Origin of the sequence: Lachnoanaerobaculum gingivalis (genome assembly GCF_003862475.1) — a bacterium.
In the GTDB taxonomy this organism is placed as follows: Bacteria; Bacillota; Clostridia; order Lachnospirales; family Lachnospiraceae; genus Lachnoanaerobaculum; species Lachnoanaerobaculum gingivalis.
The window spans coordinates 302323-316921 of the sequence record NZ_RRCO01000003.1 but is presented as its reverse complement, the minus strand read 5'-3'; the positions used below and the strand labels follow the sequence as shown (position 1 = coordinate 316921).

Annotated in this window: 13 protein-coding genes; 12 read left to right on the top strand and 1 reads right to left on the bottom strand. The window is 38.0% G+C overall.

The window, feature by feature from the left end:
- Nucleotides 1–39 precede the first annotated feature (39 nt).
- Complete coding sequence (locus EHV10_RS08300; RefSeq protein ID WP_128674241.1) at nt 40–1956, top strand: IdeS/Mac family cysteine endopeptidase; 1917 nt, start codon at nt 40–42, stop codon at nt 1954–1956.
- 55 nt (nt 1957–2011) lie between these two features.
- On the opposite strand, the gene EHV10_RS08295 is transcribed toward EHV10_RS08300, so the two are convergent.
- Nucleotides 2012–2767, bottom strand: a complete 756-nt coding sequence (locus EHV10_RS08295) for a DeoR/GlpR family DNA-binding transcription regulator (protein ID WP_128674240.1) — start codon at nt 2765–2767, stop codon at nt 2012–2014.
- Between the two features lie 302 nt (nt 2768–3069).
- Here EHV10_RS08295 and EHV10_RS08290 point away from each other — a divergent pair, with 302 nt between their 5' ends.
- The 11 genes from EHV10_RS08290 to EHV10_RS08240 all read left to right on the top strand — a co-directional run bounded on the left by EHV10_RS08290 (nt 3070) and on the right by EHV10_RS08240 (nt 14594).
- Complete coding sequence (locus tag EHV10_RS08290; protein ID WP_128674239.1) at nt 3070–4482, top strand: rhamnulokinase; 1413 nt, start codon at nt 3070–3072, stop codon at nt 4480–4482.
- Between the two features lie 12 nt (nt 4483–4494).
- The gene (locus tag EHV10_RS08285) at nt 4495–6276 is read left to right on the top strand and encodes an L-fucose isomerase (protein ID WP_128674238.1); all 1782 of its coding nucleotides are present in this window, start codon (nt 4495–4497) and stop codon (nt 6274–6276) included.
- Between the two features lie 54 nt (nt 6277–6330).
- The gene (locus EHV10_RS08280) at nt 6331–6990 is read left to right on the top strand and encodes an L-fuculose-phosphate aldolase (protein ID WP_128674237.1); all 660 of its coding nucleotides are present in this window, start codon (nt 6331–6333) and stop codon (nt 6988–6990) included.
- A gap of 12 nt (nt 6991–7002) precedes the next feature.
- Nucleotides 7003–8502 (top strand): sugar ABC transporter ATP-binding protein, encoded by a 1500-nt coding sequence (locus EHV10_RS08275; RefSeq protein ID WP_128674236.1) that lies wholly within the window; start codon nt 7003–7005, stop codon nt 8500–8502.
- Complete coding sequence (locus EHV10_RS08270; protein WP_128674235.1) at nt 8502–9476, top strand: ABC transporter permease; 975 nt, start codon at nt 8502–8504, stop codon at nt 9474–9476. Before EHV10_RS08275 ends, EHV10_RS08270 begins: the two co-directional genes overlap by 1 nt.
- A 13-nt stretch (nt 9477–9489) precedes the next feature.
- Complete coding sequence (locus EHV10_RS08265) at nt 9490–10608, top strand: ABC transporter substrate-binding protein (RefSeq protein ID WP_128674234.1); 1119 nt, start codon at nt 9490–9492, stop codon at nt 10606–10608.
- A gap of 9 nt (nt 10609–10617) precedes the next feature.
- A complete protein-coding gene (locus EHV10_RS08260) occupies nt 10618–11049 on the top strand; it encodes an RbsD/FucU family protein (protein ID WP_009755536.1) in 432 nt (143 codons plus the stop codon).
- A 39-nt stretch (nt 11050–11088) separates the two neighbouring features.
- The gene (gene fucO / locus EHV10_RS08255; protein WP_128674233.1) at nt 11089–12237 is read left to right on the top strand and encodes a lactaldehyde reductase; all 1149 of its coding nucleotides are present in this window, start codon (nt 11089–11091) and stop codon (nt 12235–12237) included.
- Between the two features lie 178 nt (nt 12238–12415).
- On the top strand, nt 12416–12688 hold the full coding sequence (locus EHV10_RS08250) for a PF20097 family protein (RefSeq protein WP_009663837.1): 273 nt from the start codon (nt 12416–12418) through the stop codon (nt 12686–12688).
- A 96-nt stretch (nt 12689–12784) separates the two neighbouring features.
- The gene (locus EHV10_RS08245) at nt 12785–13069 is read left to right on the top strand and encodes a PF20097 family protein (RefSeq protein WP_009663831.1); all 285 of its coding nucleotides are present in this window, start codon (nt 12785–12787) and stop codon (nt 13067–13069) included.
- A gap of 409 nt (nt 13070–13478) precedes the next feature.
- Complete coding sequence (locus EHV10_RS08240; RefSeq protein WP_128674232.1) at nt 13479–14594, top strand: efflux RND transporter periplasmic adaptor subunit; 1116 nt, start codon at nt 13479–13481, stop codon at nt 14592–14594.
- The last annotated feature ends 5 nt before the right edge of the window (nt 14595–14599 follow it).

Below are 14599 nucleotides of genomic sequence, written 5' to 3'. Positions count from 1 at the left end.
GTTTTTTGTACGATTTAGAGTAGTGAAAGGTTTGGTAAAATGAAAAAATATAAAGTCGGTCCTGTATTGTTGGGACTTACTATGTTGATGTCCTTTAATGCCTATGCAGGTGTTGATGGATGGAAACAGGAAAATAACAGTTGGAAATATTATAAAGAAGATAAGGCTCTAAAGGCTTGGCAGCAGATAAATAATAATTGGTATTTCTTTAATGAAGACGGAAGTTTAAAAACCGGTTGGTATATGGACGCCGCAAATAATTGGTATTTTTTAGACAGCTCTAAAACTGCCAATGAGGGAGTGCTTTTATCAGGATGGCAGTGGATAGACGGATATTGCTATTATTTTGAGGGAATAGATAATAATACATTCGGAAAGATGTATTCAAATACTCTTGTCAGCGGATATAAAGTTGATGCTTTAGGAAGATGGATTAATGAAAGCGGAGCAGAATATTATGAAGCCGGTAAAGGTATAAGTACAGGTAATGCTTCACAAAGTTCATCGAATACAGCAAAGAAAACAAGTGTTGCAGGAAGTTCGGAAAAAAGCGGTAAAAGCGGAGGCTCAAGCAAGGGCGGAAGCTCCGGAAAAAGCGGAGGCTCAAGCAAGGGCGGAAGTTCCGGTAAAAGCGGAGGCTCAAGCTTTTTAAATCAAGGAGAAAAAAGAGAAGAAAACAGAATATTAGGAGAATCAAAAGGAAAGGCTGAAAACTCAAGTTCCAAAAGAAGTGAAGACTTGGTAGGTTCAAGACAAGACTTAAGCTCGGATAAAAATAACAGCTTGATTGCAGATAATAAAACAGGAAATAGTGAGAAAGCCGGAAGCATAGAAAAAAATACAAATAAAGAGTATACCACAAAGTCAAATGAGAGCCCTGTAAAACCGGCCACTTCCTCAAATGTCGAGATACCGAAAGAAGAGGAAAAAAAGGATATAGAGTCAAAGGAAAGTAAAAAGCCTGAGGCAGAAAGAAAAGAGAGTACACAAAACAGGGCTGAGAGATTTAAAGAATCATTAATTACTTCAGAGAATGACAATGTTGTTCAGTATACAAATGAAGACGGTGAAATACGAACCATCATATGGGTAAAGGGAATTAACGGACCTGTTATGGGAGAAGGTGGAGACTTTCATAAAGAGATTACACAAGGCGGTAAGAATACTTATGTAATGTATACTGTACCATATTCAAGCGGAGACGGATGGTATGATGTTAATAAAACAAGAAGCGGTGGAAATATCGATATAGATAAAAATCTTTGCTTTGCAGCGGTATCATCAAATATGCTTCATTGGTGGTTTGATCAAAATATTGAATATGTTGACAGATATATAGAAAAAAACGGAGATATAATTCGTGCCAACAGAAAACTTTCAGATTTAAAAACTTCCTTTGAAAATCCGGAAAACAGTAAAATATTTGAGCTGTATAAAGTATTGTACGGATATAATGAGAGAGGGTTTTATTCGGATCTTTTGATGGATTTATTTATTAACGGATATACTCCAAACCCAAAGGGTGGAACAAATATAGAAAGTGATGATCTTATCCCAAATAATAACGGCGGATTCTTCTATGATGTTTTCAAGGGGAAAAAACTTACAGACCGTACTTATGGTGGAAACTATGAATCACTAAGTAATCTTCTTAAAGAAATCTTGGGTAATGGCGGCATAGTAGGACTTTCTCATAAAGTGTTTTCAAAGAGTAATCATATAGTTACTTTGTGGGGTGCCGAATATGACTTGAACGGGAAGTTGAAGGCTGTATATATAAGCGATTCTGACGATCAGGATGAAAGTAATGTAGGCATGAAACGTTTTGAAATCCGAAATGTAGGAGGAAAAGCAAAAATATCTACCAACGAAACAGATAAGTCTGCGGGTGCTGAATTAGGATATCTTCATATCCTATATCAGGGAACCGGACAATGGGAAAATTATTTTAAATAAAGATATAAAGGACTGAAGACTTTCGCATTTAAGAAAGGCTTCAGTTCTTTTATATTTATATTATCTTAGAAATGTTTTTTGAAAGAATTTCATCAAGCTCAGTTGAGAATTGTCCGTTTGAAATTAAAACGTCAATATCCCTGAAGTCTGTAAGTTTGAAAAAACCTCCGGCTTCTTCCTTTGTGTTGTCGCAAAGAAGTACAGTCTTGTTAGCATTTTCTATCATACTTTTTTTGACAAGTCCCTGAGAATCATCACCCTCAAATATACCCTTGGTATTAATGGCTTTACATGAAATAATTGCAAGCTCCGCATTAAAGTTTTTAATAAAGCTTGAAGCAAATTCTCCAACTATGGACAAACTTTTATGTTTTAATACACCGGGGCACAGAAAACATTTTAAATCCTGTGCATTTGAAAGTTCATTTGCTATATTGATACCATTGGTAATGATAGTGATATTATGCCTTAATTTAAGCAAAGGGGCCAACTGACAGACTGTTGATGACGAGTCCAAAAATATCACCATACCGTCTTTTAAAAGCGGTGCTGTCTTGCCGGCAATAATCTGTTTTTTATCCAGATTTTCTATCCTTCTCATACCGATAGGGCTTTCGTTAGCTGATTTCTCAATCACAGATACATAGCCGTGAGATCTCTTTACAATGCCTTCTTCTTCCAGTGCGATTAAATCTCTTCTTATAGTAGAGCGTGAAGCAAAAACTCTATGACATAAGCCGTCTATACTTGATATACCGTTGCTCTTATTTAAAACATCAAGTATCTGTTGTTTTCTTCCATTCGAATCCATAAATAATCCTCTTACTTTTATTTTACAGTAACTTCCGTTAAGCAAATATAGGAGTTACCGACAGGTTTGAACAAAAAAATTCATACATGAACATTATAGCATAAAATAAAAAAAAGTATTCAAGAATATATCCATATATATATTTTTATTATTAAATATGTTATATTGTTTTTACTGAAAAACATTTTCGACAATGTTTCGTAGATATGAAAATAAAAACAAGAGAAAAGCTTTGGAATTTTTTTGGGGTTGTAGCATATTTCCGAAAGATTGCCGATTTTATTATTGAAAGTTGGTGAAGTATGAAAAGAGTATTGGCTTTCGATATGGGTGCAACATCCATCAGAGGTATTATAGGATATGTTAAGGATGGAAAACTTGTAACGGAAGAAGTTATGAGAATGTCCCATAGTATAAAGGATAAAAACGGAAGATTGTACTGGGACTTTGATGCTATTTTAGAAAAAATAGTCAGTACAATCATTGAGAACAAGGATGTATCATGCATCGGTATTGATACTTGGGGCGTTGACTTCGGAGTAATCGATAAGGATGGAAAACTGATAGATACTCCATTCTCCTATAGAGATGAGAAATATGCTATAGGAAGAGAAGAAGCGAAAGCAAAGATAAGTGAGCTTGAAATATTCAAAAACAGTGGAAATCAGATAATGACCATAAATACAATATTCCAGCTGCTTACATTAAAGAAGTTAAATCCTGACATATATGAAAAGGCGGATAAGATGCTTATGATGCCGGATCTGATTTTCTATATGCTTACAGGAAAGAAAATAGGAGAAGAAACTATCTGGTCTACAACAGGACTTTATGATATGGGACAGAGAAAAGTTTCAGACACTATATTTGAAAAACTTGATTTGAAAAAGAGTCTGGTTCCGGAGATTGTAAAAGCTACAGAAGTAGTCGGCAATACAAAAGATTCGGGAATAGAGGCATTAAGGGAACTTTCAATCGATGTGATACCGGTATGTACTCATGACACTGCAAGTGCACTTCTTATGACGGACAGCTTCCTTGATGAGGACAGTATGTTCTTAAGTTGTGGAACATGGTCACTTATAGGTAGCGTGGTGGATAAATGTATCATAAACGAAAAAGCTTATGAGAATAATCTTACAAATGAATTGGGATTTGACTCAAAGCCTATGTTTTTCAAAAATATCACAGGACTTTATCTGTTGGAAAAGTACAAAGCACAGCTTGAAACAAAGCTTGGCAAAAAGATTCCATTTGATGATATCAGTGATTATGTAAACAAACTTGATAAGAAACTTTCACTCATAGATATGGATGCGGAAATATTCGCAAAAGAGGGTATTGATGTAAAGAGTGAGATTGATAATTTTATAAGAAATCAGGGAGGCAATACTCCTGAACATGACTTTGACTATTTTGCTGTTATTTATGAGAGCATGGTAGCAAAGTATATGGAAGTAAAGGCCGACATTGAAAAGATTTTGAATAAGAATTTCAAGAAGATCCATATGATCGGGGGCGGTGCTAAGTCAAGCGTACTTACATCTATGATTGCAAATAAAATGGGGGTAGATGTAAAGGCGGGACCTTACGAGAGTTCAGCTCTTGGAAATATTCTTCTTTCACTATTACATCTTAATGAAGTAAATGATTTAAAAAGCGGTATTGAATTGATCTTAGGATCATGCGAGATAAAAAGAATAGATTCAAAATAATAAGGAGGGAATATGAATCATCCAAAGATAGGTATAAGACCTACAATAGACGGCAGATGGGGTGGCGTTAGAGAGTCACTTGAAGAACAGACAATGGGAATGGCAAAAAGAGCGGCTAAACTTATAGAGGACAACTTAAGATATCCTGATGGAGAAAAGGTAGAGGTAGTAATATCACCTACAACTATCGGTGGCGGTGCAGAGGCTGCTGTTTGTGAAGAGTTCTTTGCAAATCAGAATGTAGTGGGAACACTTACAGTTACACCATGCTGGTGCTACGGAACAGAGACAATGGACTTGAATCCAAACACAATTAAAGCTGTTTGGGGATTCAACGGAACAGAGAGACCTGGTGCAGTTTACCTTGCGGCAGTTATGGCTGCATATGCACAGAGAGGACTTCCTGCATTCTCAATTTATGGAACAGAAGTTCAGGATAAGGATGAAACAACTATTACAGCAGACGTTGCAAAGAAGATCTTAGACTTTGCAAGAGGAGCTGTTGCAGTCGGTATCATGAAGAATAAGTCATATGTAAATATCGGTTCGGTATCTATGGGTATTGCAGGTAGTGTGGTAAACGTAGACTTCTTACAGAAGTATCTCGGAATGAGAACCGAATGGGTAGATATGACAGAGGTTCTTAGAAGAATTACACTTGGTATCTATGATCATGAAGAGTTTGAAAGAGCTCTTGCATGGGTAAAGGAATACTGCAAAGAGGGTATGGATATCAATGCAGGTAAGGACTTCCCTGAGATAATAAAGAAATCAAGATATATCAAGGATGACGAGCAGTGGGAATTCTGCGTAAAGCATGCAATGGTAGTAAGAGATATCCTTGAAGGAAATCCGAAGCTTGCCGAAATGGGATGGCATGAGGAGTCACTTGGAAGAAACGGTATTGCAGGCGGATTCCAGGGACAGAGAATGTGGACAGACTGGCTTCCGAACGCAGACTTTACAGAGGCTATTATGGCTTCAGGTTTCAACTGGAACGGTAAGAAAATGCCGACTCCGTTTGCAACAGAGAATGATACATTAAACGGTGTAGCTATGATGTTCGGATGGCTTTCTACAGGAAAGGCTCCTATCTTCTCAGATGTCAGAACATACTGGTCACCTGATGCAGTAAAGAGAGTAAGCGGAAAAGAACTTGGCGGATATGCTAAGAACGGTATCATCCATCTTATCAACTCAGGTGCAAGCTGTCTTGACGCAAGTGCGGCAGCTAAGGATGAGAACGGTAACGGAACAATGAAGGAGTGGTGGAACCTTACAGATGAAGATGTTAAGGCATGCTGTGAGGCTACCGACTGGTGCAGAGCCGACTATGAGTACTTTAGAGGCGGCGGTTTCTCATCACACTTTAAGACATCAGCAGAAATGCCTGTTACTATGATCAGAGTAAATATGGTTGAAGGTGTAGGACCTACACTTCAGGTAATAGAAGGACATACATGTGTACTTGATGATGATGTACATAGAATCCTTGATGAGAGAACAAGCAAGACTTGGCCGACAACATGGTTCGCACCAAAGATCGGTGTAGGCGCTGCGGATTCAGTATATAATGTTATGGCTAAGTGGGGTGCAAACCACGGTGCAACAGTAGAAGGACATGTAGGAGACAGACTTCTTACATTGGCTTCAATGCTTAGAATCCCTGTAGCATTCCACAATATTGAGGGCGAGAGAATATTCAGACCGCATTCATTTAACGGATTTGGTACAGCTGATTTAGAGGGACAGGACTACAGAGCATGTGCTTACTATGGTCCGCTTTATAAGTAAGAATTAAATACAGGAGGGCGATTTGCCCTCTTGATAGTAAAGGGGAAAAATATTATGTTGATGGAGAAGGAAAGACTGCTTTTAATAGAGTACGGAAAGAAACTTGTAAAAGCAGGCCTTACCAAGGGTACAGGTGGTAACCTGAGTATATTTGACAGAAAGAACGGACATGTGGCAATCACTCCTTCAGGAATAGATTTCTTTGAGATACAGCCTGAGGATATCGTTATCATAGATGTTGACGGAAATGTGATAGAAGGTAACAGAACACCTTCATCAGAGTGGGCAATGCATGTAATGCCATATAAGTACAGAGATGATATCGATGCGGTTATTCATGCTCATACAATGTATGCAACTGTTATGGCTTGTCTTAGACAGGAACTTCCTGCAACTCATTATATGATTGCAGTGGCCGGAGAGAATGTAAGAGTAGCAGAGTATGCTACATACGGAAGTCCTGAGCTTGCAAAGAATGCTTTTGAGGCAATGAAGGACAGAAAAGCCGTTATATTGGCAAACCATGGAATTCTTGCAGGTGCAAATGATCTTCTCAACGCTTTCAATATCGTAGAAGAGATAGAGTATTGCTCTGAGGTTTATACAAAAGCAAAGGCTATCGGTGAGCCTGTAATATTACCTCATGAAGAGATGGTTTTGATGGCTGAGAAGTTCAAGACATATGGTCAGAGGGTTAGTAAAGAAAACAAATAAGGGGGAGATTTTATGTCAGCATTACTCACAATGAAAAATATAAAGAAATCTTTCTCCGGAGTTGCAGCATTAAAGAATGCGGAACTTGAACTTAATAAGGGTGAAGTAGTTGCACTGATGGGTGAAAACGGTGCAGGAAAATCCACTCTTATGAAGATTTTGACAGGAATATATTCTAAGGATGAGGGTACTGTAACCTTTGAAGGAAAAGAAGTAGAGTATAAGTCGGTATCCGAATCTGAAGAGGCGGGAATTGCAATTGTTCATCAGGAATTAAATATGATGAACGATCTGACTGTGGCACAGAATCTTTTCATCGGAAAAGAGAGAAAAAAAGGAATCTTTATAGACGATGCAAAGATGGCACAAGATGCAAAGGAACTGTTCAAAAAGCTTAATGTAGATATAAATCCGAATGTAAAGATAGGAAGTCTTACTGTAGGAAAGCAACAGATGGTTGAGATTGCAAAGGCTATATCAACAAATGCAAAGGTTATCGTATTTGATGAGCCTACAGCAGCTCTTACAGACTCTGAGATTGAAGAACTTTTCAAAGTTATAAACGATTTGAGAGCTAAGGGCACGGGAATAATTTATATCTCACACAGAATGGACGAAATTAATGTTATCTCCGACAAGGTTATTGTCATGAGAGACGGAGAATATGTAGGTACTTTGGTAACAAAGGAGTGTACAAAAGACGATATTATTAAGATGATGGTTGGAAGAACAGTCTTTATGGAACCAAAGACCAAATCTGACGTAAGTGCGGATGCGGAAGTAGTACTCAGATGTGAAAATCTGAACAGGGGAAAGCATGTAAAGAATGTTTCCTTTGAACTGAGAAAAGGTGAAATACTCGGTTTCTCAGGACTTATGGGTGCAGGAAGAACAGAAGTTGCAAGACTTATATTCGGTGCGGACCCTATGGATTCCGGTAAGATATATATTCACGGTAAGGAAGTAAGTATAAAATCCACAAAGGATGCCGTGAATGCAGGTATCGGTTATCTGTCAGAAGATAGAAAGAGATATGGACTCTTGGTAGACAAATCAGTAGAAGAAAACACCTGTCTATCTTCACTTGAAAAATTCACAAAAGGACTGTTTATAGACGGTTCAAAGTCAAAGACTGTCAGTGAAAAATATGTTCAGGAATTAAGAACCAAAACACCGAGTGTTACACAGATTATAAAGAAACTTTCAGGTGGAAACCAGCAGAAGGTTGTTATAGCGAAGTGGTTGGTAAAGGATTCTGAAATATTGATATTTGACGAACCTACAAGAGGTATTGACGTAGGTGCCAAGAGTGAAATATATGATTTGATGGAAAGATTAGTTAAAGAAGGCAAATCCATAATAATGATTTCATCGGAATTGCCGGAGGTACTCAGAATGAGCGACAGAGTCGTAGTAATGTGTGAAGGCAGAATAACAGGTTGTCTTGACATCTCTGAGGCTAGTCAAGAGGGAATCATGACATGTGCAACAAATAGACAGGGGGCAAAATAATGAACCTAAAAAAGATTTTTTCAAATCAGCAGGCAGTGGTTATCGCCGCGCTGGTAGTAATATGTATAGTGTTTTCACTGTTAACAGATAAGTTCTTACAAGCTACAACATTTACAAATATTTCAAAGTCTGCTTACTATGTAGCATTTATGGCAATCGGAGTTACTTTTGTTATTGCTACAGGCGGTATCGACCTTTCAATAGGTACAGTTGCTATATGCTCTGCACTTATAGGCGGAACCTTTATGGAAAAAGGTGCACCGATGTTTGTTGTTATATTGATAATGCTTTTAGTTGGAGCGATATTCGGACTTATAAACGGTATTTTGGTATCACATTTTGAGTTGCCGGCATTTATCGCTACTCTGGGAACCATGATGGTATCAAGAGGTTTGGGCTCAATCGTATCAAAGACAAAGACAATATCATTCCCGCAGGGAAACAGTGCAGGTGCTTGGTTTAGAGAGATATTCATGGTAACAAAGGATGGCGGAATCCTTCCAAAGAATTTCCCTACAGGTTTTATACTTTTAGCAGTATGTGCTGTAGTAATGGCAGTAGTACTTAACAAGACAAGACTTGGAAGATATATACTTTCAATAGGTTCAAACAAGGAAGCTACAAGACTTTCCGGTATTGATGTAAAAAAATATGAGACACTTGCTTATGTATTCTCAGGTGTGTTCGCAGCACTTGCAGGACTTGCATATGTAGCAGTATTCTCAACAGCACAGCCGAATACAGGTAACGGATTTGAGCTTGATGCTATCGCAGGAGTAGTTATAGGTGGTACATCACTTTCAGGTGGTGTCGGTTCAATCGTTGGAACAATTATAGGTGTGTTTATCATGACAGTACTTAAGATCGGTTTCCCATACATCGGAGTACAGTCACATTATCAGCTCTTCATCACAGGAATCATATTAGTATTCGCTGTGTATATGGATATCTTAAATAGAAAAAGAAAGGGTTAATAAGGAGGAAATTATGAAGAAGAGATTTTTAGCAGTTGCAGTAGCAAGCTTGATGGCAATGTCATTAGCGGCATGTGGAGGATCAAGCAGTAGTTCAAGTGAGGCTGACAAGACAACAGCAGCACAGGCAGACAGTTCAAAGGCTGAGGAGACAAAGGCAGAGGCAAGCGCTGACGGAAAGAAGATCAACGTTATTGCTAAGGGATTCCAGCATCAGTTCTGGAAAGCAGTTGAGAAGGGTGCAATGCAGGCAGGAACAGATTTAGGAGTTGAAGTAACATTCCAGGGTCCTGACAATGAGTCAGCAATTGCACAGCAGATCGAGTATTTAGATGCAGCTATAGCACAAAAGCCTGCAGCTATATGCTTTGCGGCACTTGACACACAGGCAAGCTTAGGTTCAATCCAGACAGCAATGGATGCAGGCATCCCAATTATTGGATTTGACTCAGGTGTTCCTGATGCACCGGCAGGAGCTATCAAGGCTAATGCTTCTACAAACAACCTTGAGGCAGGAAAACTTGCAGCAAAAGAAACATATGAGCTTATCAAAGACAAAATTGATGGTGCTTCAGGTACAGTTAGAATCGGTGTTGTTGCTCAGGAGTCAAACTCACAGTCAATCGTTGAGAGAACAAAGGGCTTCGTTGAGGAGATGACAAAGCTTATCGGAGAAGATAAGGTTTCAGTTGAAGGACATGACAGCTTAAAGAATGAAAAGAGCGGCGCTCCTGTAATTATCGATGTAGGTATTCCTGCAGAAGTTAAGGATGCAGACGGTGCAGCTGTTGCATCAGCTATACTTGAGAAGTCAGATCTTATTGCAATCTACGGTTCAAACGAGTTTGCAGCAAACGCAATCATCACAGCTAACGAAGGTCTTGATAAGATCGGTGAAGGCAAAGTTGTTGCAGTCGGATTTGATGCAGGTAAGAAGCAGCTTCAGGCAATCAAAGACGGTTTATTTGCAGGTAGTGTAACACAGGATCCTGTACAAATCGGATATAAGGCAGTTGAGCTTGCAGTTAAGGCAGCAAACGGCGAGAGCGTATCAGATGTTGATACAGGTGCTTTATGGTACAACAAGGACAACATGGAAGATCCGAAGATTGCTCCATGTTTATATGAATAAGAGGTAAATATGTTAAAAGGTATACCCGAGATAATATCACCGGAACTTTTAAAATACCTTTGTGAAATGGGTCATTCCGACAGATTGGTCATTGCAGACGGCAATTTCCCCACACATAGTGTGGGAAAGGATGCCCATATCATAAGAATGGACGGTCATGGTGTATGTGAGATATTGGATGCTATATTAAAGCTCTTTCCACTTGACACCTATGATCCACACCCGGTTAGTATTATGGAAAAAGTACCGGGAGATACAGTAGCGACTCCTATTTGGGATGAGTTTAAAGAAATCGTATCAAAATATGATACAAGAAAAGATGCTATCGGAAGCATTGAAAGATTTAAATTTTACGATGAAGCAAGAAAAGCTTATTTGATTATTGCGACATCAGAGAAGGCACTCTATGGCAATATAATGTTGCAAAAGGGTGTTGTATAATTTTGGTCGGTAAGTGACAGATTATTAGGGGGATTCATTATGGCTAACAGAATCATATTAAATGAAACATCATATCATGGACAGGGTGCTATTTTAAGCATTACAGAAGAAGCAAAGCTTAGAGGTTTCAAGAAGGCTTTTGTTTGTTCAGATCCGGATTTGATTAAGTTCAATGTAACAAAAAAAGTTACTGATTTACTTGATAAAGAGGGTCTTGAGTATGAGATTTATTCTGATATAAAAGCAAACCCGACAATTGAAAATGTTCAAAGCGGAGTAGCGGCTTTTAAAAAATCAGGTGCAGATTATATAATAGCTATCGGTGGCGGTTCGTCTATGGATACCTCTAAGGCTATCGGAATAATTATTACAAACCCTGAGTTTGAAGATGTGAGAAGTCTTGAGGGACTTTCACCTACAAAGAACCCTTGTGTTCCTATTTTTGCAGTACCTACAACAGCAGGTACAGCAGCAGAAGTTACTATAAACTATGTTATCACAGATGTAGAGAAGAAGAGAAAATTCGTGTGTGTAGATCCACATGATATTCCTGTAGTAGCATTCGTAGATCCTGATATGATGTCAAGTATGCCAAAGGGACTTACAGCTTCAACAGGTATGGATGCACTTACACATGCTATCGAAGGATATACTACAAAGAGTGCTAACATTATTACAGATATGTTCAACTTAAAGGCTATCGAGCTTATTGCAAAGTCACTTCGCGGTGCAGTAGAAAACACTGCAGAGGGAAGAGAAGGAATGGCTATCGGACAGTATCTGACCGGAATGGGATTTTCTAACTGTGGACTTGGAATAGTTCATTCAATGGCACATGGTCTTGGTGCATTGTATGATACACCTCATGGTGTAGCAAACGCAATTATTCTTCCAACAGTTATGGAATATAATGCTGATGCAGTTGGCGAGAAGCTCAGAGATGTGGCTAAGGCTATGGGCGTGGAAGGCACAGAGAATATGAGCGAAGCAGAGTACAAAAAGGCAGCTGTTGATGCAGTAAAGAAGCTTTCTGAAGATGTAGGCATTCCAAAGGATTTAAAAGAAATAGTAAAACCTGAGGATGTAGACTTCTTGTCACAGTCAGCAATGGATGATGCCTGCAGACCGGGCAATCCAAGAGATCCAAAGTTTGAGGATATTAAGGAATTATTCCTCAGCTTGATGTAAAATTGTTACCTTCTATATTATTTTAATAAAAGGGCGTATACTTAACCTTAGGGTAAGTATATGCCCTTTGTGCTTTATATATACAAACTTATTTACATTTAGATATCCATATAGTACGATATACATAAATAACAGAAGTGAATTTAGAACTGATAGAAGTATTCAGTGGGGATATTATATGGAAAAAGTTGATAAAATATGTCCATACTGTGGAAAGATGATGGAAAGGGGAGAAATCCCCAGAGGTGAAGGACGTTCACCTTATGATATCAAGTGGATTCCTGAACGCAAAAAAAGTAAATGGTGTGAGGAGTTATTATACTTCTTTTCTCAGGAAGGTAAAGATAAAGTAATAGAATTAACGAGTAAGTATTATCCCACATTAGGGGATGAGAAGAAGTGCATAGCCTACCTTTGCAGAGAGTGCAAAATAATAATAATCGATATTTAAAATCAAGAAGCTTTGCAGTATATATTCAAGATAAAGTTCATTATACAAAGACTTTTCCCTGTAGAGTAAAAAGGATATTTTAGTAAGGGAGGATTCATGGAAAAAGCGGAAGTAAAATGCCCATACTGTGGAAAGATAATGAGTGAGGGCATAATAGAAGGTGCAAGGTATTCACTTTGGTGGCGGGATACAGACAGTAAAAGAGGTTTTTTAAAATCGCTTTTAAATTTGGATAAAAAGAATGTAAGACTAAGCTATCCTTTTTATGATAAATATTGCATCGCTTATTTATGCAGGGGTTGTGAAAAGGTAGTAATAGATATTGCGGAAAATAATAGAAATATTAGAAGAGATTATGGCAGTGACATACAAATTGAGTGACATTTTGTATGTCACTTTTTCTTTTAAAATTTGGATATAGATTTGCTAAAGAAAGATTCAGTATAAAATTCGTTCCGGAATTTTGTAATTGCAAAAAGAAAAAATACTACATAGTACCTTGCATTATAAAGTACTATGTGGTATCATCTTTATAAATCATATGTAGTATTGTCATGCAGTATGCTTTTATATATAAAATTATTAAAAAGTAAAGCATGAATCATTTGATGTTTTGTTTAGAATTGGAGTTTAGCTATATTTCCATAAATATAGTCATAAAAATATAATAAAGTAAAAATAATATAGTATTAAATATCAAATTGAAAGGTAGTATAATACATGTACAATTTATTATTTTAACAGTTCTGTCAGATAAGCATCATAAATAATATATAGAATGGAGAAATATATGAAGATAGGGAGAATAGTGATAGCTGTAATAGTTGTTGCGGCAGTGGCTTTTACAGTGTATAGATTTGTCGGATCAAAGAAGGTGGAGGTTGTAACGGATACCAGACCGGGGGTTATGACAGTGGAACCTGAAAGAAGAGATATAGTAATATATACTGAGCAGATAGGAACAATAGCACCTACTCAAAGTGTATCGGTATTTCCCAAGGTAGGTGGTGAGGCACTTTCAGTTAATTTTAATGTGGGTGATAATGTAAATGCCGGAGATGTTTTGGCAACAATAAATTCCGATGCACTTACAGCACTGAAAATTCAGATGGATGCGGCAAAGGTCACTATGAATGATACCGCTACAGCACTTTCAAGAACTCAGGCACTGGCAGATACGGGAGCTGTTGCCACACAGGTACTTGAACAGGCAAGATCCGCCGCAACATCCGCAGCATTAAACTACGAGGCTGCCAAGTCACAATATGAACTACAGTCTTCATATACAAGTATTAAAGCACCCATTTCGGGAGTGGTAGAGACCAAAGGTGTAAAAGTGCATGATATGATCGCTCAGGGTACAGCAATAGCGACTATATCAGGCAATAGCGGAATGGAGGTAAAGTTTGGAGCAACGGTGGATGTCCAAAACCATCTGAAAGCAGGTGATCAGATAAAAGTTTTACATAACGGTACTGAATACAATGGCAATATAACCGAAATATCAAATGCACTCTCAAGCTCCACAGGACTTTATGATGTAAAGGCAAGCCTTGAGGGAGAAGCATTACAGAGCGGAATGAAAGTAAAGATTACACTTTTAAAAAATAAGGCTGATAATGTGTTGACTCTCCCCATCTCGGCAGTGATGTATTCGGGAAATGATGCATATATATATTTATACAGGGAAGGCAAGGCTGTAAAGAAAAATATAAATGTGGGAATTTATGACAGTGATTATATAGAGATAAAGGATGGAATTAACACTTCCGATAAAGTAATATCCACATGGAGCAATGAACTCTATGACGGAGCAGAGGTACTGCTCTCTCAAAATGAGGGGGTAGAAAGCAGTGCAGATGAGACTGTAGGCAATGCAGAAACAGAAAGTGCAGGAAATAAGTAGGAGGA